Here is a 21,953-nt window from a genome sequence, read left to right on the forward strand (position 1 = left end):
TTCCACAGAAAGTTAGGAATACTCATAATTTGCAAACAAATGACGATGCTGGCTGGTTCTTGCATCTGCCAGTAAAAATAGTTGACCGCTCATAAATATCAATGATATAAAAAGTGGAAAGAAGAAGTTGTATCTTAGTAGTGACTTATTTCCCTTTCAACTTGTTCAATGCCATTACGTCTACTCCATAGGTAGTTTTGTATAAATGCGGTACAATTCATGATATCCAAGGTGGAAAAAGGATGAAAATGTTTAAGTTAATTGAAGATGATCCTTCTGTGTATAAGAAGGGAACCAAATTCTTTTTAATATCACATTCAGAATTCATTGGTGTGAAAAGTTATGTATTACTTGCTGAAGATTTGAAAGGAAAGATAGAAGTAACGGAAGAGGAATTGAGGAGTAAGTTCGTTTCCATACATTGAATTTCAGTATTTAAAACCCCAGCGGCCTATTAAAACTAAATAAAGAGAGAATTTCATTTTGGCTGAATAAACGAATTTATCAATTATTGGATGAGACTTTTAGAATTTGATAAAAAGAAAGAAACAACTGTTTTTCCGTATGTAATCTCCATTTGTTAATAAAATGCCCAAAAAACGTATATCGATTAAATATTTTTAACAGCTGAATATAATTTTTAAAAAAGGATATCTCACATATACTTTAAAAAGCCCCATTGGTTAAGCTGTAAGTTGCTTAGCCAAATGGAGCTTTTCTTTTGAAAGACGATGGGATTTGAACCAGCGTCTGAAAACTGAATATGTGGAAGGAAAGGACATATACATTATGGTGAATGTTTTCTTAAAAACTATGATTCTAATGAGCCGGAAATTTTCGTCCAGCTCATTTTTGAAGAATGCAACATAACAAACTTTATTAATAGTCTAATTACGGGATAATTTTCATCATATTCTATCCACAGCAGGAGAAAGTATTGTCCAAGTCTATTCCAAATCAGATGAAGTTCATTCATAAATTATTTGATATGGCTGCATGAGATTGATTCTAAATACATCTTAGAACCAGAACCGGATATTACCTTGGCCTTCTATTTTATTGTTTTTTTGATTCACACTATCACCAAATAATAATCAGATTTCAATAAAAGAGAGAAGTATTCGCGTATAGCGATGAGGCGCCGCCAGAATGTAAAAATAGGATGTTATCCTCCGGCTTAAAGGTGCCTTTTTGGATTAAATCAATGAGTCCCGCTGCCGCTTTACCCGTATATACGGGATCCAGCAGAATCCCTTCTGTTCTTGCCATTAGCTTGACTGCTTCCACCATTTCAGGTGTAGGCAAAGCATAACCCGGTCCGACATACTCATCCAAACACGTAACAGCCTCACGAGGGATTGAAGTTTGTATGCCGATGTGTGTTAAAGTTTCTTTAACAAGCTGATAAACTTTCTCTTCTTGTTCAGCTTTTCCTCTGCTTACGTTTATTCCAATTACCGATATTCCACTTTGATTTCCACAAAACCCGGTCACCAAACCCGCATGCATTCCTCCGCTGCCGCTTACACAAACAACAGCCTTCATATCGATTCCTTGATTAAAGGACTGTGCCAAAATCTCCTGGGCGCAAGCAACATATCCCGTTGCGCCAATGACATTGGATCCCCCAACCGGAATGATGTAAGGTCTATGTCCTTTCTCTGTCACCTCTTTAGCCACTCTCTGCATTTCTTGCATTAAGTCCGCTCCATTAGGCACAACTTTGATTTGTTCAGCGCCCAATAAATGATAGAGAAAATAGTTACCGTTAAAATCCGGTTCAGAATTTGAAAGGCCCTCTTCCAACACAAGGATGCACTTCATTTTCTCTTTAACTGCAGCTGCTAATGTTAAGCGGCAATGATTTGATTGAATACCTCCGCATGTAATTAACGTATCCGCTCCTCTTTCCAATGCATCGGCAACAAGAAACTCCAGCTTTCTTGTTTTATTTCCCCCAGCCGTCAGACCAAGTAAATCATCTCGTTTAAGATATATGGAAGGGCCTCCAAGAACTTCGGAAAAATGATGTAATTTCTCAATGGGTGTATCTGTTGGTGTATATCGCTGTCTAGGAAATTGTGCTAAATTCATTAAAACTCCTCCGTATTCTCTGTTTAAAACTGGTCATATTTACATTAAAGAAAAGAGAATATCAATCTGACGTTCTCTTTTCAAGTATATAATTAAATAATAGCAACCGCTTCTATTTCAATAAAAGCATCTTTAGGTAAACGAGCAACTTCAATCGCGCTTCTTGCCGGATAATTATCAGAAAAAAATTCCCCATATACATGATTCACCACGGCAAAGTGATTCATATCGCTTAAAAAAACCGTTGTTTTTATTACCTGCTGTAAGCTTGATCCCGCCGCTTCTAAAACCTTCTTAAGATTCTCCAATGACACCCTTGTTTGCTCCTCAATATTATCAGGCATTTCCCCAGTTTCAGGATCAATTGGGAGCTGCCCTGAAGTGTAAACTACATTTCCCACTTTAATACCTTGTGAATAAGGACCGATAGCCTTGGGGGCTTCTTTTGTTATGATTGTTTCTTTTATCATATAAACCACCTCTTTTTTTTGTAATTCCGGTAAAACGGACTTGAATTTAAAATCCCTCTGAATAAAACGCTTACATTACACAAGCCTTCCACCTTATTCTTTGCGCTCAAAGTCACACTCCATAAGAGGGACCATTTTTGTTTTCTTAATGATTTTATAACCAAACCAGAGAAGCAAGAAAATAGGAAGACCAATGTACGTGGCCATTATTTCCGCCCAGCCAATTTGATCTCCGAAAAAAAGAGTCTGTCCAAGAATGAAAACCACAAAAAATAACAGCGTGATAACCGGGCCCAGAGGGTACCATTTGGCTTTAAACGGCAATTCATTTAGATCTCGACCTTGGGCTACATATGCCTTACGGAAGCGGTAATGACTAGCGGCAATCCCGAACCATTTGATAAATCCGGTAAGGGCTGAAGCGTTTACCAGCCAAATAAAAACTGAACCATTTCCAAAAAGGGAAGCCAAAAAAGAGACTAGTCCTATAATTGCTGTTGTACAGAGGGCCAACATGGGAATTCCCTTCCGGTTAAGGCGTGCAAAGATTCGTGGTGCCTTTCCTTCTTTTGCTAGAGCCCATAGCATGCGTGAAGAAGCATACATTGCTGAATTTGCTGCTGATAATACAGATGTAAGAAGCACGGCATTCATTACAGAAGCGGCAAATGCCAACCCAGCTTTCTGAAGAACAAGCGTAAAGGGGCTGATAGATACGTTTTCAACGCCGGATTTAAGCAGGTTTGGATCCGTATAAGGGATAATCAAACCGATAATAAAAATCGTCATTACGTAGAAAATAAGGATTCGCCAGAAGATTGACCTAATCGCTTTCGGTACGTTTTTTGATGGATTTTCGGTTTCACCGGCAGCCGTCGCAATCACCTCAGTTCCCTGGAACGAAAAGCCGGCGATGAGCACTACACTAAAGATAGATATAAGCCCGCCATGGAAAGGAGCATCCCCTTGGGTAAAGTTACTGAACCCGACCTCATGTCCTCCCATAATTCCAAAAATCATGGCAACCCCTATAACGAGAAACACGATGATCGAGATGACCTTAATACCAGCAAACCAGTATTCACTTTCCCCATATGCCTTGACTGATAAAATATTTAAGAGTATCAACAAACCCAGAAATAATGCGCTCCACAAGATAGAAGGTGCGTCTGGAAACCAATACTTCATAATAAGAGTAGAGGCCACCAAATCTGCAGGAACCGTAATCGCGGTCGTATACCAATAGTTCCAACCTAACGCAAAGCCTAACGCAGGATCAATATACTTTGAGGCATAGATGTCAAAGGCCCCCGGGACCGGTAAGAAGGCCGATAGCTCTCCTAAACTATTCATGACAAAATAGACCATGATACCGACCAGAATGAATGCAGCAAGCGCTCCTCCCGGCCCCGCAGTGCTAATCGTCGATCCGCTGGATACAAACAATCCAGTTCCAATAGCGCCACCAATAGCCATCATCGTTAAATGTCTGGATTTAAGCTTCCTTTGTAATGATGCTTTTGGATTTCGCTCTTCTAGGGTGTTCCTTATCTCTGCTTCTAATTTCCCCATAGTGTATCCCCCTGTTTACTCATAGTTCAAATACAATTGGCATGCAGGCTCATCTTACTGTTCTTTTGAAAAATCTCTTTATTGATGGACTACTTTTATAATTTTCGGTCAACTCATAAAATACCTCTACCTCTGTTTTTGTCTTCACTCCTATCAAATTCAGCCGAGAAAATGCTATAAGCACTCTCCCGCATTCTTGAGTGAAATAGATGAAGTTAACATAATTTATACTTTTCCAACTTGCGATAAAGAGTAGACAGGCTAATCTTTAGTTCCCGGGCAATTTGTTCTTTATCATCTCGATATTTTTCAGCCAGGAAAAAGCTCTGGATTATGTCTTTTTCATATTCTGAAATCATTTGTTCTAAACTTAATCCACTACACTCAAAAGAGAGAGGATCCTGTTGAAAGAGATAGTCAGGTAAATCATGGAAGCCCACAATATCTGATTCGGCCATATTGACCATATATTCTACAGCGTTTTCCAACTGCCGTATATTCCCCGGCCAATCATAGCGTATGAGCCATCGCTCCAGCATGGGGTCAAGTCTCAATGGGTACCTCTTCATGATCTTACAATGTTTATGCATGAAATGTTCAAGATACAAAGTGATATCATCACGTCGCTCTCGCAAGGGTTTGGTATGGAGAGGGATGACATTGAGACGATAATATAAATCCTCGCGAAAAGTGCCGTTTCGCACCATTTCCTCCAAGTTTTGATGAGTGGCTGCAATCACCCGTACATTAATCTCGATTGCTTTTTTTCCTCCGATTCTTTCAATCTCTCTTTCTTGTAAAACCCGTAATAACTTTGGCTGCAAGAAAAGCGGCATATCTCCAATTTCATCAAGAAAAATGGTTCCGTTGTGCGCTAATTCGAATTTCCCCATTTTCCCATTCCGACTTGAGCCGGTAAATGATCCGCCCTCATAACCAAACAACTCACTTTCCAACAAGCTCTCAGGTATGGCAGCGCAATTAACTGCTACAAATGAATGCATCCGGCGCTTGCTTTCAAAATGAATCGCTTTGGCTAATAATTCCTTCCCCGTACCGCTATCTCCCCTAATCAGGACTGTGGATGGGCTGTTTATAATCCGTCTTGCTTTTTTAATAACATCTTGAAGCCCGGAATCTTTACCAAGAATGTTTTCAAAAGTAATAGATTTCGGGGGGATCGGGATATCTTCTTGAATTTTGCAACCCGGTTCTTTACCAGGGTCCAGCATTGCTAATTTATTGACTAACAATGTACTTACATTGCGTAAAAACTGTATCAGATTCTCTGACTCTATAATCATTTTCTCCTTTTGTTCATGGGAAAAACCAATCATGCCGATGACGCCAACTGGTTTGTCTTGCTTTACAATAGGAAACCCGATGGTAGCGAGTTCTTTGCATTGATTTACGAATTTACAACTCCTACACTGCGACTCATCCCTTTTCACATCGTAAACCACTCCAGGCTCCCCTGTTTCCAATATCATTCTGAAAAAGGAGCCTTCCGGAGCAGTTTTGCCAATGAGATCTTTATAGTAGCCGGTTCCGCTAATGCGAACGCCCTTTTCATCAAGCACGGTTATATCCAGACCAAGGATCCCTGCTGTGTTCTCAGCGTAATCTTGAATAAACTGCTGTATGCCGATAAAGCCTGCCATATTATCCTCCTCTGCTATAGCGCTATATGAAATAATGAAATAATTTTATTATAAAATAAACTTCTACGCTTTGCACAAAGAGGAAACAGCTTTTTCTATGCCACCCAAGGCATTTTTCAACATCGAACGCGGGCAAGCGATATTAAGTCGCATAAACCCTTCTCCTTCTATACCGAAAATGTGCCCTTCATTCATTGCAACCCTTGCTCGGCGCAACATAAATTGATCCATTTCTTCAACTCCCAATTCCCGGCAATCAAGCCATACAAGGTATGAGCCTTCAGGCTGAATGACTTTGATTTGCGGGATGTTTTTGCTGAAGTAACTCAGAGTGAACTCCAAATTCCCCTGCAAATATTCAAGGAGCTGATTCAGCCATTCTTCTCCGTGTCGATATGCAGCCTCTAATGCAACAACGCCAAATATGTTCGGCGAACCAATGGATAATGCATTAAGTTCTCGATCATACATTTCACGCAGCTGCTGGTTTGGAATAATGATACTTGACGTCTGTACACCCATCAGGTTAAAAGTTTTGCTTGGCGCAATGCAGGTAAGAGAATGATTCGCAAACTCTTCTGAAATAGAGGCAAAAGGAATGTGTGTATGTGTCTTATAAACAAAGTCAAAATGAATTTCATCTGCCACAACGAGAATGTTATGCTTCATGCAAATCTGTCCCAATCTCGTCAATTCTTCTCTGCTCCATACCCTTCCGATTGGGTTATGAGGACTACACAGAATCAACATTTTTACCGTTGAATCTATCTTTGCCTCTAGATCATCGAAATCTATGGAATAACGTCCATTTTCAAGCTTAAGCGGGTTGTTTACGATTTCACGGCCTTTCGCTTGGATCACACGGGCAAAATGATGGTATACAGGCGGTTGGATAATAATTTTGTCCCCTGTCTGCGTGAAGGACTGAATCGCCAACGATAGGGCTGGAATCACACCTGGGCTGTGGGTAATCCATTCATTCTCAACGGACCATCGATGTCTTCTTTTTAGCCAACCAACAATGGATTCCATATACGAGTCAGGCCTAAGCATGTAGCCATATACACCGTGCTCCGCACGTTGTTTCAATGCTTCGATGACAGGTTGTGGAGACTGAAAATCCATATCGGCCACCCACATCGGAATAACATCCTTTACGCCAAAATGATTTTCAAGATCATCCCACTTTTCGCAGGCTGTACCTAGTCGACGAATTTCTTGGTCAAAATTATATTTCATCGAGTATCTCTCCTTCTCATGTTTGCTTGAGTATCCTGACTTTTATATAAGCAATTGTCATGCCAACTCACTTCCCTTATTAAATCTCCTTATTTTCAAGAATATCTTGTTTGAATTCCCTAATAACACGGTCATTTTTTAAAAAACATTTCATTCTAAGCATTAGCACTTTTGCAATATTAGGAAATTTTTTCGCACGGATGATAAAGATCTGCGGTGGGTCAAAACTTCTTCTGTTTTCTCCATTCCTCATAACCGCCTACAAGGCTTTGTACTTCTTTAAAACCATGAACTTGTAGAAGGCTTGCAGCGATGGCTGATCTTCCTCCGGTTTTGCAATAAACCAAAATTGGTTTATCATGTGGAAGTTTATGTGCTTGTTCTTGTAAATGACCAAGCATGACATGATTAGCCCGTGGAATATGGCCTTCCTTCCATTCGCCCATGCTTCGGACATCGAGCACATATATGCTTTCTGTTTGAATTGCGTCATCTATCTTATCCATAGTCACTTCTTCATATTTCATAACGCGTGAATCAGATTCGCCAGCGTGCTCAAGGATATATGGATCCATTGTTGCAATGACGCGATCCAATCCAATGGACTGGAGATCGTTTACAATATCTGCAACAACTGCATTGCTTGCTAGAAGATATATAGGCAAGTCATAATCCAAGAGCCATCCCGCCCAAGTTACAAATGATTTGTTATATGGGATATTAATTACGCCTCGTATATGCTTGGTGGCAAATTCACAGGCTGGACGCGTATCCAAGACAATTCCCTGTTCCGTCCATTCCTGCACAATATCTATTGAATCCTCCATTGGAAGTGGTGCTGCTAGCCCTCGAATTTGTTGCGCTCCCTCTTTATTCAACCGCTTCATCTTTGAAAAATAAGGGGGTGCCTCAGGCTGTCCAGCCAGTAGCGCTTCCATAAAGCGATTTTCATTATTATATTGCAGTGCCCAATTTGTCCGTTTTTCATAGCCCGTAGTTGACGACGGAATTGCACCTAGCGCTTTTCCACAGGCACTGCCCGCTCCATGCCCTGGCCATACTTGCAGATAGTCAGGAAGATTTTTAAACTGCTGTAAAGACCGATACATCATGCGTGCCATTTTTTCCGAAGACCCATGCACCCCTGCAGCTTTTTCCAATAAGTCGGGACGCCCCACATCACCGACAAATACAAAATCCCCGGTAAATATGCCGAGTGGATCCTTGGTAGATGCACCCCCATCTGTTGTAAGCAGTGATATATGTTCGGGTGTGTGTCCCGGCGTATGTACCACCTCAAAATTGATATTTCCAATGGCAAATGCATCTCCATTTTTCAGAAAGCGGTGTTCATACGCAGTTGCGTACTCATATTTCCAGTCCGGCCCTCCTTCATCAGACAAATACAATGTGGTATCAAGCCTTGAAGCCAGCTCCTGTGAACCAGACAAAAAATCGGCATGGATGTGCGTTTCCGTTACACCCACGATCTTCATACCATGTGCTCTTGCCGTTTTTATGTAAGGTTCAATATTACGTGACGGATCAATAATGATCGCTTCGCCAGTAGCCTGACATCCCACAAGATATGAAGCTTGAGCCAGTTTCTCATCATAAAAATACTTGAGTAGCATAAATCATCCTCCTTTTAAGGGCCTTGCTTACTTTTGTTTTGTTATGTCTATCAGAAATGTTATTACATCATACCTTTAAGCATCCCGTTCCAATACATAACGGGAAGCAAGTTTTTCTTCAATACATACATACTGAACCTCTCACGGGATTGATCGATAGGAAAGGTTTCTTGCGGCTGTAAATCATAATTGAATTCAGCCAGTATAAGCCGCCCATATCCGGTAACAAGCGGGCATGATGTATAGCCGTCATATTTATGAACCATAAGTTTGGCACGCATCCGATGAAGCAAATTTTGCACAAGAACGGGTGCTTGTTTGCGAATCGCAGCCCCCGTTTTCGACGTAGGCAGGTTTGTGCAATCCCCTATGCCAAATACGTTGTCAAAGTGTTGATGCTGCAGCGTATATTTATCCACATTCAGCCACCCATTACTTGTCGCGAGCGCACTATTCTTTATAAAATCAGGAGCGCTCATCGGCGGTACCACATGTATCATGTCATATTGCATATTCACGCGCTCTTTTGTGTTAAGGTTTTCAAATGTCGCTCGTTTCTTGTCACCATCAATTTCAATGAGATGATGCATAAAACATGTCGTGATTTCTTTTCGTTCAATTATTTTATTTAGTGCCTGTTCATATTTTTTCACATTGAATATGGATGGGTTCCCTGAAACAAAAATAACCTCGGATTGCTGGCGAACTCCTGATTTTCTGAAATAGTCTTCTGCCAAATACATAATTTTTTGAGGAGCTCCACCGCATTTTACCGGCGTGTTCGGATTGGTAAAAATGGAAGTCCCCCCCTTGAAGTTTCTGATCGCCTCCCAAGTGCTATCAACATAATCATAAGAGTAATTACTACATACCCCATTTTTCCCAATACTCTCTTTTAAACCTTTGATTTCATGCCAGTCAATTTGAATCCCTGCAGCTACAACTAGATATTCGTAGTGCAATTTCTTTCCAGATGCTGTTACAACAACGTTTTCATCTGGCTGAAATGTGGTAACCGCATCCTGTACCCAAACGGCTCCGTTCGGAATAACGGATGCTTCCTCCCTTTGTGTCACAATTTTGTCAGCTTCGCCAGCTCCTACAAGCGTCCATAATGGCTGATAATAATGTTTCGTCGCAGGTTCAATGATGGCAATGTTTCCGCTCAGAGTGCGTGATTCCCGCAAGAGACGAGCCGCGACCGTAATTCCGGCACTGCCACCTCCTACAATCAAAATCTTGTAATGTGTTTCATTCTTCATCTTTGCCATTCTAAGCACCTCATTTCCATTTTTTAAAGTAGCTCACCTATCTAAATGCTTCAGCATGAATGATTAGGATGTAAATGACTACCAATTTTTACTCACCATTTTATACAGCAAAAACCATGCCAACTTATTTCTCCTGTAAAACGGCTTGGTTTACACACCCTACACTTTATAAAATTCTCAATTTTGCCACCATTCTATTAAAAAGACTTTTTCATCAAGCCTGAAGCCTTCTTAGGAATAGGAACTATTTTTGCATCTGTAATAAAATCTACTTGTATAAAATGATTCTTTAACATATCGGTTAACAAGAATTTTATTAAGGCGTCGTTTAACTGAAATAGAATAAACAATATGTTACTTCTGATAAAAAAAAAAAAATCGCCTCAATTTTATTAAGGCGATTTAACGTAACTGGTATTATACAATGTTAAAACTGGACGGATACTGTCGTCCTTAACTTTTATCCAAGGCCAAGCCTATAAGAGAGCTGGTTTTTCTAACCAAATCGCTCACGCTACTGACGATATGACCAATCACCCTCCAACTTCAAACGATAGACTTCCCGCTTATATCTTCTGTTTATGCTTGATAGGTTTGCCCCTTTTTTCCACAGAAAAATCCCCTACCAGATAAACTGTTAAGAACATTTTTTCATGCTCTCCTTTTTCTCAGTCCACTTGTAGGGGATAATGCCAAATTCCCTCTTTTTCCTTATTTTAAGTCTTCAATTGAATCAATATCAACGTAATCCGGTACGACCAGACCATTCTTTGTTCCTTTTAAGTTTGGTCCAAGGTCAACCATTTCAGCTTTATACTTATTGTAGTATTCAAGATGTGTTCCCGGGAGCCATGCAGCCACCATTGCATCCGCACTTCCGTTTGCAATGCCGGCAAACATTGGTCCGACTTCAACTTGACTTAATGTTACGTCATAACCATTTTGCTCCAGAACCTTGCCAATCACATTTGTGCTGGCAATTTCAGTATCCCATGCAACATAAACCAGTTTGATCTTTTCACCATTTCCTGATTCAGCACCTTTGGTCCATTCGGATACTTTGTCCTGATTTTCCTTTATCCATTTTTCTGCTGCTTCTGAAGGAGACATACCTTCAGTAACTTTGACCATTACATCTTCCATATCTTTAGTATCCCAGAAGAATTGATCAAGAATTTTATAAGCGCCGGGAGCGTCTTGCTCGAGGCCTTTTCTGGCAATCGAATTGATATTTTCAGCCCCGCCAAAGGATTCATTCGGATCTTCGAGATATTTCAAGTCATATTTCGAGAACATCCAATGCGGTGACCATCCTGTAACGACGATTGGTTCTTTTTTATCAATCGCTTTTTTCAATTCAGCAACCATTGCCGCCGAAGACCCTTCAACCAACTTCCAATCATCCAGCTTATAATCATCTATAGCCGTTTTAGTCAACTTCATCAATCCTGCTCCGGGTTCAATTCCGATGATTTCATAATTGGCTTTGGCAGCAAAACTATTTTTATCCCCGTTCACAGCCGTATCTTTTGTAAAAGCACTGAATAGTGCAGTACCCACAACTAGTAAGGCCAGTATTGTAAAAATGATTTTCCTGCTAACGATATGTTCGTAAGCTGGTTTACGAAGGTTTTGCGTGATACGATCGAGTATGATTGCAATGATTACGATGGATAATCCTGCTTCAAATCCTTGTCCCACATTAATTTGGCTGACAGCCCTGTAGACATCCGCCCCAAGTCCGGGTGCTCCAACCAATGAGGCTGTAACAACCATGGATAGTGCCAGCATGATGCTTTGGTTGACTCCTGCCATAATCGTCGGAGTAGCCAATGGTATTTGTACCTTGAATAACTTTTGGCTGCTTGTTGAACCGAAAGCATCCGATGCTTCGATCAGATCATTAGGCACTTCTTGAATCCCAAGATTGGTCATACGGATTGTCGGTGCGATTGCGAAAATGAATGACGCAATGATCCCCGGCACTACCCCTATTCCAAAGAATAAGATCGAAGGAATCAAATAAACGAATGCAGGCATTGTTTGCATGAAGTCCAAGATCGGGGTTACGATCTTACGCACCGTGTTATTTTGGGCACACCATATTCCGATCGGTATCCCGATCACTATCGTTAAGACTCCTGACAATATAACGATTGCCAGTGTTTGGATGCTTGATTCCCAATAACCAAGATTTTCGATCAATAGTAAGCTGATGAATGTAAATATCCCTAAGGGCCATCTGCTTGTATAGGTAACCAGAAGGGTTAGGACTATAATTAACAAGATGGCAGGTCCAGCACTCATTACATCGACCAGGATATCCAGTAGTCCCTCGATCACATTCGTAATAAGTGTAAATAATCCAGCAAATACAATAGTTATCCAATCCACTAAAGAATCAACCCAAGCTCCTAGTGGGATTTTCGGCATATTCATTGAATTATTCACTCTCCATTTCATTCAAGGAATCTTTATTTCCTGCCAAAGCACCGATAACGGCACCGCGAAGCAGAATCCCTTTAATTCTTTTCTGATCATCGATGACCGAGATTGGCAAGCTTGAAGTCGCCATCACATCCATGAGGTTTCCAAGTAATTCATCCTCTTTTACAGTTGGGATATCGGTTGACATCACTTCAGAGATCGATTGGTTATTGCTCATTGCCTGACGAGCCTGTTCAGCTGTCACGGCCCCCAATAACTTCTGCTTTCTATCCACAACAAAAATGCTGGAATACCCTTGTTTGCGCATGATTTCCAAGGCAACCCTAGGACCTCTGTCCACCGCGATCTTCTCTGGGCGTATCATCACATGAGATGCTGTCAATACTTTTGATAGATCAACATCTTCCACAAACTTCTCGACGAATTCATTGGCTGGATTCATCATGATTTGTTCAGGGGTTCCTAATTGAATTACACTTCCATCTTTCATAAGGGCAATTCTATCCCCGATTCTTAATGCTTCATCAAGATCATGGGTAATGAAAATGATCGTTTTTTTGTACTGATCTTGGATTTGAATCAGTTCATCCTGCATATCCTTACGAATCAATGGATCAAGGGCGCTGAAGGCTTCATCCATCAATAGGATATCCGTATCACTCGCGAGTGCCCGGGCTAACCCAACCCTTTGCTGCATACCACCGCTAAGCTGTGATGGCAGCTGATTTTCGTAGCCTTTCAATCCAACGGCCTCAAGAGCCTTCATCGCATTTTCATGACGTTTTGCTGGATCCACTTTTTGAATTTCGAGCCCAAATTCAGCGTTTTCCAATATCGTTTTATGCGGGAATAAAGCAAAGTTCTGAAATACCATGCTTATTTTCTTTTGTCTGACTTCCCTTAACCTGGCAGCGTTCATCTTCACGATATCTTCATTATCAATTAATATTTCACCCAATGTGGGGTCGATCAAACGATTGAACATGCGGATCAAAGTGGATTTCCCGCTTCCTGATAGGCCCATGATGACAAAAATCTCGCCGGGATAAATCTCGAAATTAACATTATTCACTCCGACCGTTTGTCCCGTTTCTTTCAAGATTTCTTTTTTCGATTTGCCTTGCTTCAATAAGTCTGTTGCTGCTTTTGGAGATTTGCCAAAAATTTTCGAGACATTTCTGACTTCTACATACGGCTTCATCAAGTCACCTCATTCTAATAGTTGCCCATATGATATTCAGTTTTGCTGAATTCCCCCATTTTATGCGAATGATGATTATTAATGCACAAGTATCTTGAAATAACCGAAATTAACAAAGCTATTCTGCCCCATTACTTTTTTCTTCAAAAAAAGCGGAAGTGACACTTATTCAGTGGCAGAGGGCATAACGTGCATAGAAAAATAATCTATATTTATTATTCCCAAGAAGTAATTCTTTACTTGGATTATATTATGTGTGATAAATTGAGCATTTCAAGTAGGAAAAAAGAGGTGCAATCACAACTGAGGAAACTAGCAGGCACAACATATACCAACTGTATTATAAACGATTTCCACTTAGAGTTTTGTCCAGATGGTGGACTTACGACTACCCTCTAAAGTACTTCATTTCCTTAACCAGGTGGAATGATACTTGCAGTGCAGTATAACACCAAAACGCATAGAAATATGATTATGGGATTCCCAATGTGTCTAATTTGAGCTTTGCAGGGAAAAGAGGTGCAATACAACTGAGGAATCTAACAGGCACAGCATATACCAACTGAAATATAATGGTTTTTTATTTTAGGGCTTTGTTCAGTCCAAGCACACTGACTGAACCTGTATCCCTAAAGTACTTCATTACCTTAACAAAGAATGAATATAAGTTCAAATGATGTGGGACGGAATTCTTGCCTAAAAAGCCCATTTACGCCATCGATTCTAAAGGGTCCGGAAGACTCTAAAAACCTTGATATACCAACACTTTGGCTTCCTATAATCATAAACGGCCATCATCCGCCACAAATTTTTTTCAGTTTTTTTTAAACCCTAAATGATCCAGAAAAAGGGAAAAGCGATTTTCAGTCATAAATAACGGGTAAATTTAAGCGGTTCCGGATCTGGCAAGATTGGAATTTCATACTTTTTTTATTGGTTATGTTTTACTGGAGACATACATGGAAATATGTCACATATACAGAAAAAAACCTTGAAACAACTATTTCATTTCAAGGTTAATGCATATTATCGATACATACTAATTGGCATTCCTATGTTCATCAAAATCAATTTGGCATTCCTCTAGCGGAACTACTTTTGTTTTCTTAATGAACTTATAACCAAGCCACATCACCAGAAAGAATGGGATGCCAAGATAGGCAGCGAACACACTAGCCCAGTTAATGTCATTGCCAATAAAGGCCTGATAGTTTTGCGCCAACAAAACGAAAAAACAAAGAGCAAAGGAAAATATCGGTCCGAAAGGAAACCATTTTGACTTATAGGGAAGATCGTCCAGTGAATACCCTTGAGCAATATAAGCTTTTCTAAACCTGTAATGGCTTGCCGCTATACCGAGCCAAAATATAAATCCAGTGACTCCAACCGCATTCATAAGCCAAATATAAATAACTCCATCACCAAAAATGGAAGCAAAAAAGGCCAACATCCCTACAAGAGAAGTGACAACCAGTCCCCAAATGGGAACGCCGCGCTTGTTAAGCTTCCCAAAAATACGCGGTGCCAACCCTTCATTTGCCATTGAGTACAACATTCGGCTTGTCACGTAAAGACTTGAATTACCAGCGGATAATACGGCCGTCAAAATGATGGCGTTCATCACGGATGCAGCAAATGCCAGTCCCACTTTTTCAAACACCATCGTAAACGGGCTGACCATGATCGTGTGTCCCTGCAGACTGCCATTCGTATAAGGAACGATCAATCCAATTACAAGTATGGCCAGGATGTAAAAAAGGAAGATTCTCCAAAAGATACTGCGAACTGCACGAGGTACATTTTTTGCCGGGTCTTCACTTTCACCGGCTGCCACACCGACTATTTCTGTACCTTGAAAAGAAAATCCAGCAGCAATGAAAATACCCAATGTTGCCAAAAAACCACCGGCAAACGGAGCGTCACCAACTGTGAAGTTTTTAAAACCAATTGCCTCTCCGTTCATGATTCCGAATATCATCAATATTCCGACAACGATAAAAATGATGATGGTTGCCACTTTAATGAGGGAAAACCAATATTCCCCTTCTCCATACCCTTTAACAGATACGTAATTCAATAAGAATATCAATACTAAAAACAAAGAACTCCATAAAAATGACGGACTGTTCGGAAACCAAAACTTCATTACCATCGTTGCAGCAGATAGTTCCGCGGCAAGAGTCATCGCCCAAGTGAACCAATAGTTCCAACCAAGCGCAAACCCTAATGACGGGTCGATGAAGCGCGATGCATAGGTACTGAAAGCTCCGCTGACCGGCATAAATGAGGCCAGTTCTCCGAGGCTTGTCATAATAAAATAAACCATTATACCAATTACGGCGTAAGCGACCAAAGCACCGCCAGGCCCCGCAGAGTGAATGGCCGGTCCGCTTCCGAGAAACAGCCCTGTTCCAATTGCACCGCCCAGTGAAATCATCGTAAGATGGCGTGCTTTTAGCTTTCTTTGTAAAGTGTTTGACGGCTGGTTTTGTTCATTTATGACAGGTGGTTGCAATTGCCGATTTTCCAAATTAGATTCCCCTCCAAAAATGCATATTTAATCTAGCACGAATAGGTAAAGTCGATCATTCCATCAATAGTCATTTCCTGCATTTATTACTATTTCAAGGTCATTTTCTCTAATGCTGGACCTTTTTGGATTTCAGGGATCTATGTAGCATTTACATAACGATGTTAGGCTTAAAAGCCCAAACCAAAGGGCTATAAGCCTAACGTTTATTGAAAAAAGAAACACCGTTTTTTAAGGTTCGGATATTCCGCACTTCCTATTATGCGGTAGGTAAACTCCTATGAATAAATGAATGCCAATCGATTTGATGTAACCAGCTTGCCGTTGCTTCAATATCTTTTGAAAAGATACGATCTTGCGTAATGCTTGGGATGAGCTTTCTTGCTTCTGTATAAAACTCTTTTGTAAACGGAGCCATCTTTTCTATTCCACGGTATTCCACCGCCTGTAAGGCACAAATGAGCTCAATCGCCAAAACGCGGCGAACGTTTTGAATGATTTGATGGGCGTGTCGGGACCCAATCGTTCCCATGCTTACATGATCTTCCTGGTTTGCTGAAGATGGAATGGAATCAACACTTGCTGGATGTGCGAGTGTTTTATTCTCAGAGACGAGTGAAGCTGCACAATATTGCATGATCATCGCTCCCGATTGCAAGCCAGGTGAAGGACTCAAGAATGGCGGTAAATCATTTAGCTGAGGATTGACGAGTCGCTCAATGCGGCGCTCTGAAATGTTCGCAAGCTCAGCAACAGCGATTTTCATGAAGTCCATCGCAAATGCGATCGGCTGGCCATGGAAGTTCCCTCCTGAAATAACCTTTTCCCCATCGTCAAAAATAAGCGGATTATCCGTTGCAGCATTCATTTCGATTTCCAATTTTTCTTTTACATAATCAAGAGTTTGCCATGATGCCCCATGCACTTGCGGGATGCAGCGGAGTGAATAAGCATCCTGTACCCGCAGTTCTCCTTGCTTGGTGATGAGCTGGCTGCCGCTGATCATGCGGCTAATCCGTTCCGCGACCTCTGTTTGCTGGCGGTAACCGCGTGCTAGATGAACATCCGGATCAAAGGCATCTTCAATGCCGCGTAATCCCTCTAATGTCAGTGAAGCAATCGCTTCAGTTTGATGGGCCAGCTGTTCAGCTTCAATGTAATTTACGAGGCCCATCCCCGTCATGGCCTGTGTTCCGTTAATTAATGCAAGACCTTCTTTTGCTTTAAGTGTAACTGGAAGAATACCTTCTTTCGATAAAGCTACGATGGCCTCCATTCGCTCTCCTTTATAAAACACTTCCCCTTCTCCCATCAATACTAGCGCCAAATGGGAAAGCGGCGCTAAGTCCCCACTTGCCCCAAGAGAACCTTGCTGAGGGATGACCGGGTGGATATGAGCATTCAAAAGATCGATCAAACGTTCAATGACAACAGGACGGACGCCGGAAAACCCTTTTAATAGTGCATTGGCACGGAGAAGAACCATAGCTCTAGAAACCACCTCAGGAAACGGCTCCCCGACTCCGCATGCATGAGAATGAATCAAATTCCACTGTAGCTGCTCTGCGTCCTCTGCATCAATCAAAACATCGCTGAACTTTCCAAAACCTGTTGTGATACCATAGATGACCTTCTTTTGTTTCACAATATTTTCAACCGCTTCCCGGCTTTTTTCAACTTTCTTGACACTCTCGGCAGAAGCCGTGACAAATGCCTCCCCATACAATACTTTTTTCGCTTCTTCAATCGTTAAAGTTTGACCCGTTAACATAATCATTTCCTGCACCCCTATTCTTTTTTTAAACAAACAAAAGGAGGCCATATTGACAGACTTATCCAGTCTTCCAATACAGCCCCCTAATTTACTAAATAACTATAGGCTTTTAATTATTTAAATGTGGTTAATTCCCAAGCCAACGGCTTCATGTTCAAATCCCCGAACCGGTGCTCCAATCGTTCCATACACGGCGACTGCAATCCATTCACCTTCGTCCCCGCTTTTAAACGGCCTCCCCCGAACGATTGCAAACCTAAGGCCTGCAGTCCTCAAAAGACCGCCAAGCTCGACTTGGCCGCGAGTCACGCCTTGGAGTGCTTCGATGATCGCATGATACAGCGCATGCATTTCACGATACATATCGGGATTGACTAATCCAAGTCTTTTCGCTGATGTCTCAATGGCTGCAACTATTTTCTGCAGCTCCATTGAACCGACTTTACCTTTTCCATAAAGCCAATCCATCCGCTTTAGTTCATTCGTCAATATGACTTCTTCCTCTTCGTCCGCAAACGCGTACATGATTGCATGGCGCCCGATTCTTTTGTCGAATTCCTTTGTCATGCAGGTACCTCTTTTACAATTTTCTAAATACACTAATAACTAAATATCATTGTAAGCGGATACAAGCTATTCAGTCAACATATTTTTTGAAATATTTCTTTTAGGGGATGATTTATAACACCCCAATGCTGCTTTTTACCATACGGCTCTCATTTATATCCTTTGAAAATCACCCATAATGCAAAAAAGCCCATTCTCATAAACATCCTGGAAAATGGGCTTTTTTTTAGTCTTATCCGTTTATTTCAGCCGTAAAATGACAAGGGCTTTCAAAATGATGTTTGGTGATATCGCGAATTATAATGCCCGTATCGAAAATAATATTAGCGGCATCCGAGTTGTTCAATCCTTTACTAAAGAAGCTCATGAAATTCAGCCATTCGATCGCAGCAACTCAGAATTTCGCCTAACAAAGCTCCTTACTAATAAAATTATGGCGTGGAGTACGTCCATGAACTTCATTCTCATGAAATTAGTTGCCTTAACCGTGTTAGTCTGCGGGGCTTGGTATGTCATCCATGGAAAAATGACTTATGAAGAATTTCATCATGCTATCCAATATCTTCATGGCACCAATCAAACAAACCAGCTCAATTTTGGAAACCTTGCCCAAGGGTTATGCAGGGTTTAAAAGGTACCTCGAATTGGTTGATATGTTTCCAAATATCCATAATGCCAAGGATGCAATCGAAGTTGATCATATAAAAGGTGATGCAGTTTTTGAAAATGTTTCTTTTGGCTATGATAAGGACAGAACGATACTAAAAGATATCTCATTTCTGTAACTGCAGGTAACACGATAGCATTGGTAGGTGCTTCAGGTGGTGGTAAAACAAGCATTATGCAGTTTGCTTCCCCGCTTCAACGATATCCAGTCAGGCAGTATTCAAAGTGATGGCAGCATGATATCCGGAACTACAAATTGACTTCATTAAGAAAACATATCGGTATCGTACAACAAGATGTCTTTTTATTTGATGGAACCATTCGGGATAACATCATGTACGGCAATACAGAGGCATGACTTGATCGAACAATTGCCCCGAAGGCCTGGAAACGTTGATAGGAGAACGTGGAGTGAAATTATCGGGAGGGCAAAAGCAGCGTGTCTCGATTGCTCGTATATTCCTGAAGAACCCACCGATATTAATCCTTGATGAAGCCGCTTCCGCTCTTGGCACCGAGACCGAAAAAGCAGTTCAGAAAGCATTGGAACGACTCTCGATTAATCGGACTACACTTGTTATTGCACACAGATTAGCGACAATTAAACATGCCGATCGCATCATCGTTGTACAAAATGGGGAAATCATCGAACAAGGTGCCCATGATAATTTGCTCCATCAAGACGGAGCATATAAAAATCTGATCCTTGCCCAAACTGTATAAATCAAAGCTTGGCTAAAAGAAATCCAGACATTCTGATATAACAAGAAAAAAGGCCTCCCGACACTAATGGGAGGCCTTTCACTTTATGGATATATACATTTATTCATTCGTTTCCAATGCTTCATAAATCGCGGTTACAACACTTCCATAGCTTCCCGTTTTGAAGAGGTCTCCGAAAAACTGATTGGAATTGGCTACAGGGTTAACGAGCGGAGAGTGCTTTTTATTTGTAAGTAAAACAATCCCTAAATCTATTTCAGGATCAATGATCGTGACTGTCCCAGTCCATCCAGTATGACCGTAAGCACTGTCGCTCGCATAGGGACTGAACATCCACTCCATGCTAGCATCGCCATTTCGTCTCCACCCAAGTCCATATGTAGGATTCATTTCGGAAGGTGCGACGAATTCATCGATTGTTTCTTGATCAAACAATGTATGTTTACCGTATCCCCCTCCATTCAGCATCACCTGCAGAAGGACAGCCATATCTTTCGTATTGGAGAAAAGACCTGCATGCCCTGAAACGCCTCCCATCGAATAAAAGGCTTTTTCATCATGTACTTCCCCTAGAAGTGTGTATGTGCGAATGTTAGGGAAATCTATTACTCCATCCCGGGTGTTACCAAGCAATTCAGTTGCGGCGAAATCCTTTGGCTTAAAGCCCTTTCGAAGAGGATTGAACTTTGTATTTTTCAAACCAAGCGGCTTGTACAATTCATTTTCAACATAGGTGTCAAGCTGATGACCCGTTATTTCTTCAATAATGGCGCCAAGCAGAATATAATCGACATCACTGTATACATTCTGTGTTCCAGGTACATATGTGAGCGGTGTTTGGGAAATGAACTCGATGGTCTTATCCCGTTCCTGGGAATAAAGTTCTTTCGAAACCTTTGGATTATGGTATTGCGGATCAGGTCTAAACCCTGCAGTATGATGAAGAACATCAATAATCCTCAGCTTGTCCTTTCCTTTGATCACATCCTCCTCCGTGTCTTTGAATTCAGGTATGTATTGCTGGACTCTTGCCTGGATATTCAGCTTGCCTTCGCTGACTAATTTCTGAATAGCAAAATTGGTTGCATACATCTTCGTGTTTGAAGCAAGGTCAAATAACGTGTCATTTTCCATTTTCTGAAACTTCTTAAGAGGTGTATGTTCATTATATTTCCGTTTGTACCCGTAGCTTTCATTTTTAACGATCTTCCCGTCCTTTATGACAATCAGGGCAGCACCAGGGAAACCGGCAGCCACTTCCATTTCAATAAGCTGATCCACCTTTTCCAGCTTTTCAGACGAAAAGCCCACTTCTTCTGGTTTTTTTGCTTTCTTTAATATTGGATACTGGCTGGCAGTTTCCTTACTCACAGCGGCTTCCTGATTTGGATTTTCATTAGCAAAAGACACGGATGGTGCTAGTAAGGAAAGTGCCAGAATTGAACTTAGTGTGCAGCTTGTCCATATATTCATCATTTTCCACCCCTTTGAAATCGCACTTTAGAAAATAAGGAACAACTTTACCTTTTGACCCATACCGAAAGATAATATTCTCATTCATTCCATTCTTTTTTCACCGGGCTTCACAACCCTATAAAGCTCTAATCGTGTATCCTTTTCCGTTCCTGGTTGCGATTAGGATATCTAAAGTTGATAAATGCGGATATTTACCAAAAGTGGATAATAATTACCAATAATTCTTAATTTTAAGTATATATTACTTCAAACATCATTTCAATTTGATATTTATATTTTTGAAATTTCATTTCAAATCTTGAGCATAAGTCTTCTCCATTTTTCAAAGAGGAAAAGCCAATTATTAAAAATAAAAAGCATTTCATCGTTAATTAAAATACCCAGTAAAAGCACCGATAAAAAATCCCCTCTTTTATTCTTTCTAATGCTTCACTATATATATATCAATTGTCCACGACTCCGTTTATTAAATCTCACTATAATAAATGAGTCATTCGGATAGCCCCTTACTTCAATTTCTCCTCTTTCTCTCCTCAACTATATTTTTCCACATAGCCAATACGAAGTATCAAGAGATGCAGATACGGCTAATTGCTTTTAACTTGCATAAGAAACGCAGAAGATATT

At 40.9% G+C, this 21,953-nt stretch carries 14 protein-coding genes and 1 pseudogene; 2 read left to right on the top strand and 13 right to left on the bottom strand.

Features of this window, described 5'->3' with window-relative positions:
* Nucleotides 1–242 precede the first annotated feature (242 nt).
* Entirely contained in the window at nucleotides 243–425 is a 183-nt protein-coding gene (locus QFZ73_RS09265) for a hypothetical protein (RefSeq protein ID WP_251435040.1), read from the top strand.
* Between the two features lie 676 nt (nucleotides 426–1,101).
* On the opposite strand, the gene cuyA is transcribed toward QFZ73_RS09265, so the two are convergent.
* The 12 genes from cuyA to hutP all read right to left on the bottom strand — a co-directional run bounded on the left by cuyA (nucleotide 1,102) and on the right by hutP (nucleotide 18,461).
* On the bottom strand, nucleotides 1,102–2,094 hold the full coding sequence (gene cuyA / locus QFZ73_RS09270) for a D-cysteate sulfo-lyase (protein WP_307265570.1): 993 nt from the start codon (nucleotides 2,092–2,094) through the stop codon (nucleotides 1,102–1,104).
* Between the two features lie 92 nt (nucleotides 2,095–2,186).
* Nucleotides 2,187–2,564 (bottom strand): RidA family protein, encoded by a 378-nt coding sequence (locus QFZ73_RS09275; RefSeq protein WP_285847335.1) that lies wholly within the window; start codon nucleotides 2,562–2,564, stop codon nucleotides 2,187–2,189.
* A 93-nt stretch (nucleotides 2,565–2,657) separates the two neighbouring features.
* Nucleotides 2,658–4,136 carry an amino acid permease gene (locus QFZ73_RS09280; protein ID WP_251435046.1) on the bottom strand — a complete coding sequence of 493 codons (1,479 nt, stop codon included), beginning with the start codon at nucleotides 4,134–4,136 and terminating at the stop codon, nucleotides 2,658–2,660.
* Between the two features lie 215 nt (nucleotides 4,137–4,351).
* Entirely contained in the window at nucleotides 4,352–5,797 is a 1,446-nt protein-coding gene (locus tag QFZ73_RS09285; protein WP_307265574.1) for a sigma-54 interaction domain-containing protein, read from the bottom strand.
* Nucleotides 5,798–5,860: 63 nt separating this feature from the next.
* Nucleotides 5,861–7,036 carry a MalY/PatB family protein gene (locus QFZ73_RS09290; RefSeq protein ID WP_307265576.1) on the bottom strand — a complete coding sequence of 392 codons (1,176 nt, stop codon included), beginning with the start codon at nucleotides 7,034–7,036 and terminating at the stop codon, nucleotides 5,861–5,863.
* Between the two features lie 221 nt (nucleotides 7,037–7,257).
* On the bottom strand, nucleotides 7,258–8,670 hold the full coding sequence (locus tag QFZ73_RS09295; protein ID WP_307265578.1) for an MBL fold metallo-hydrolase: 1,413 nt from the start codon (nucleotides 8,668–8,670) through the stop codon (nucleotides 7,258–7,260).
* Between the two features lie 62 nt (nucleotides 8,671–8,732).
* Nucleotides 8,733–9,932: an FAD/NAD(P)-binding oxidoreductase gene (locus QFZ73_RS09300; protein WP_251435182.1), complete on the bottom strand. Its 1,200-nt coding sequence runs from the start codon at nucleotides 9,930–9,932 to the stop codon at nucleotides 8,733–8,735.
* A gap of 720 nt (nucleotides 9,933–10,652) precedes the next feature.
* Nucleotides 10,653–12,380: a glycine betaine ABC transporter substrate-binding protein gene (locus QFZ73_RS09305; RefSeq protein WP_251435058.1), complete on the bottom strand. Its 1,728-nt coding sequence runs from the start codon at nucleotides 12,378–12,380 to the stop codon at nucleotides 10,653–10,655.
* Between the two features lie 4 nt (nucleotides 12,381–12,384).
* Nucleotides 12,385–13,590 (bottom strand): quaternary amine ABC transporter ATP-binding protein, encoded by a 1,206-nt coding sequence (locus QFZ73_RS09310; protein ID WP_230160371.1) that lies wholly within the window; start codon nucleotides 13,588–13,590, stop codon nucleotides 12,385–12,387.
* A gap of 1,039 nt (nucleotides 13,591–14,629) precedes the next feature.
* Nucleotides 14,630–16,027 (bottom strand): amino acid permease, encoded by a 1,398-nt coding sequence (locus QFZ73_RS09315; protein ID WP_251435184.1) that lies wholly within the window; start codon nucleotides 16,025–16,027, stop codon nucleotides 14,630–14,632.
* A 352-nt stretch (nucleotides 16,028–16,379) separates the two neighbouring features.
* The gene (hutH, locus tag QFZ73_RS09320) at nucleotides 16,380–17,897 is read right to left on the bottom strand and encodes a histidine ammonia-lyase (protein WP_251435064.1); all 1,518 of its coding nucleotides are present in this window, start codon (nucleotides 17,895–17,897) and stop codon (nucleotides 16,380–16,382) included.
* Nucleotides 17,898–18,011: 114 nt separating this feature from the next.
* On the bottom strand, nucleotides 18,012–18,461 hold the full coding sequence (gene hutP / locus QFZ73_RS09325) for a histidine utilization transcription antiterminator HutP (RefSeq protein ID WP_251435067.1): 450 nt from the start codon (nucleotides 18,459–18,461) through the stop codon (nucleotides 18,012–18,014).
* A 226-nt stretch (nucleotides 18,462–18,687) separates the two neighbouring features.
* Between hutP and QFZ73_RS09330 the strand changes: the two are divergent.
* Nucleotides 18,688–19,850 (top strand): annotated as a pseudogene (locus tag QFZ73_RS09330) (ABC transporter ATP-binding protein); the annotation flags it as partial.
* A gap of 99 nt (nucleotides 19,851–19,949) precedes the next feature.
* Here QFZ73_RS09330 and pbp4b read toward each other — a convergent pair.
* Nucleotides 19,950–21,323 (bottom strand): penicillin binding protein PBP4B, encoded by a 1,374-nt coding sequence (gene pbp4b / locus QFZ73_RS09335; RefSeq protein WP_307265584.1) that lies wholly within the window; start codon nucleotides 21,321–21,323, stop codon nucleotides 19,950–19,952.
* Between the last annotated feature and the right edge of the window lie 630 nt (nucleotides 21,324–21,953).

Origin of the sequence: Peribacillus sp. V2I11, assembly GCF_030817135.1 — a bacterium.
Classification (GTDB): domain Bacteria; phylum Bacillota; class Bacilli; order Bacillales; family DSM-1321; genus Peribacillus; species Peribacillus simplex.

Bases quoted from the DNA above. Each gene is read 5' to 3' on its own strand.
- QFZ73_RS09265 (WP_251435040.1), top strand. From the start codon at position 243: ATGAAAATGTTTAAGTTAATTGAAGATGATCCTTCTGTGTATAAGAAG.
- cuyA (WP_307265570.1), bottom strand. From the start codon at position 2,094: ATGAATTTAGCACAATTTCCTAGACAGCGATATACACCAACAGATACA.
- QFZ73_RS09275 (WP_285847335.1), bottom strand. From the start codon at position 2,564: ATGATAAAAGAAACAATCATAACAAAAGAAGCCCCCAAGGCTATCGGT.
- QFZ73_RS09280 (WP_251435046.1), bottom strand. From the start codon at position 4,136: ATGGGGAAATTAGAAGCAGAGATAAGGAACACCCTAGAAGAGCGAAAT.
- QFZ73_RS09285 (WP_307265574.1), bottom strand. From the start codon at position 5,797: ATGGCAGGCTTTATCGGCATACAGCAGTTTATTCAAGATTACGCTGAG.
- QFZ73_RS09290 (WP_307265576.1), bottom strand. From the start codon at position 7,036: ATGAAATATAATTTTGACCAAGAAATTCGTCGACTAGGTACAGCCTGC.
- QFZ73_RS09295 (WP_307265578.1), bottom strand. From the start codon at position 8,670: ATGCTACTCAAGTATTTTTATGATGAGAAACTGGCTCAAGCTTCATAT.
- QFZ73_RS09300 (WP_251435182.1), bottom strand. From the start codon at position 9,932: ATGAAGAATGAAACACATTACAAGATTTTGATTGTAGGAGGTGGCAGT.
- QFZ73_RS09305 (WP_251435058.1), bottom strand. From the start codon at position 12,380: ATGAATATGCCGAAAATCCCACTAGGAGCTTGGGTTGATTCTTTAGTG.
- QFZ73_RS09310 (WP_230160371.1), bottom strand. From the start codon at position 13,590: ATGAAGCCGTATGTAGAAGTCAGAAATGTCTCGAAAATTTTTGGCAAA.
- QFZ73_RS09315 (WP_251435184.1), bottom strand. From the start codon at position 16,027: ATGATTTCACTGGGCGGTGCAATTGGAACAGGGCTGTTTCTCGGAAGC.
- hutH (WP_251435064.1), bottom strand. From the start codon at position 17,897: ATGATTATGTTAACGGGTCAAACTTTAACGATTGAAGAAGCGAAAAAA.
- hutP (WP_251435067.1), bottom strand. From the start codon at position 18,461: ATGACAAAGGAATTCGACAAAAGAATCGGGCGCCATGCAATCATGTAC.
- pbp4b (WP_307265584.1), bottom strand. From the start codon at position 21,323: ATGAATATATGGACAAGCTGCACACTAAGTTCAATTCTGGCACTTTCC.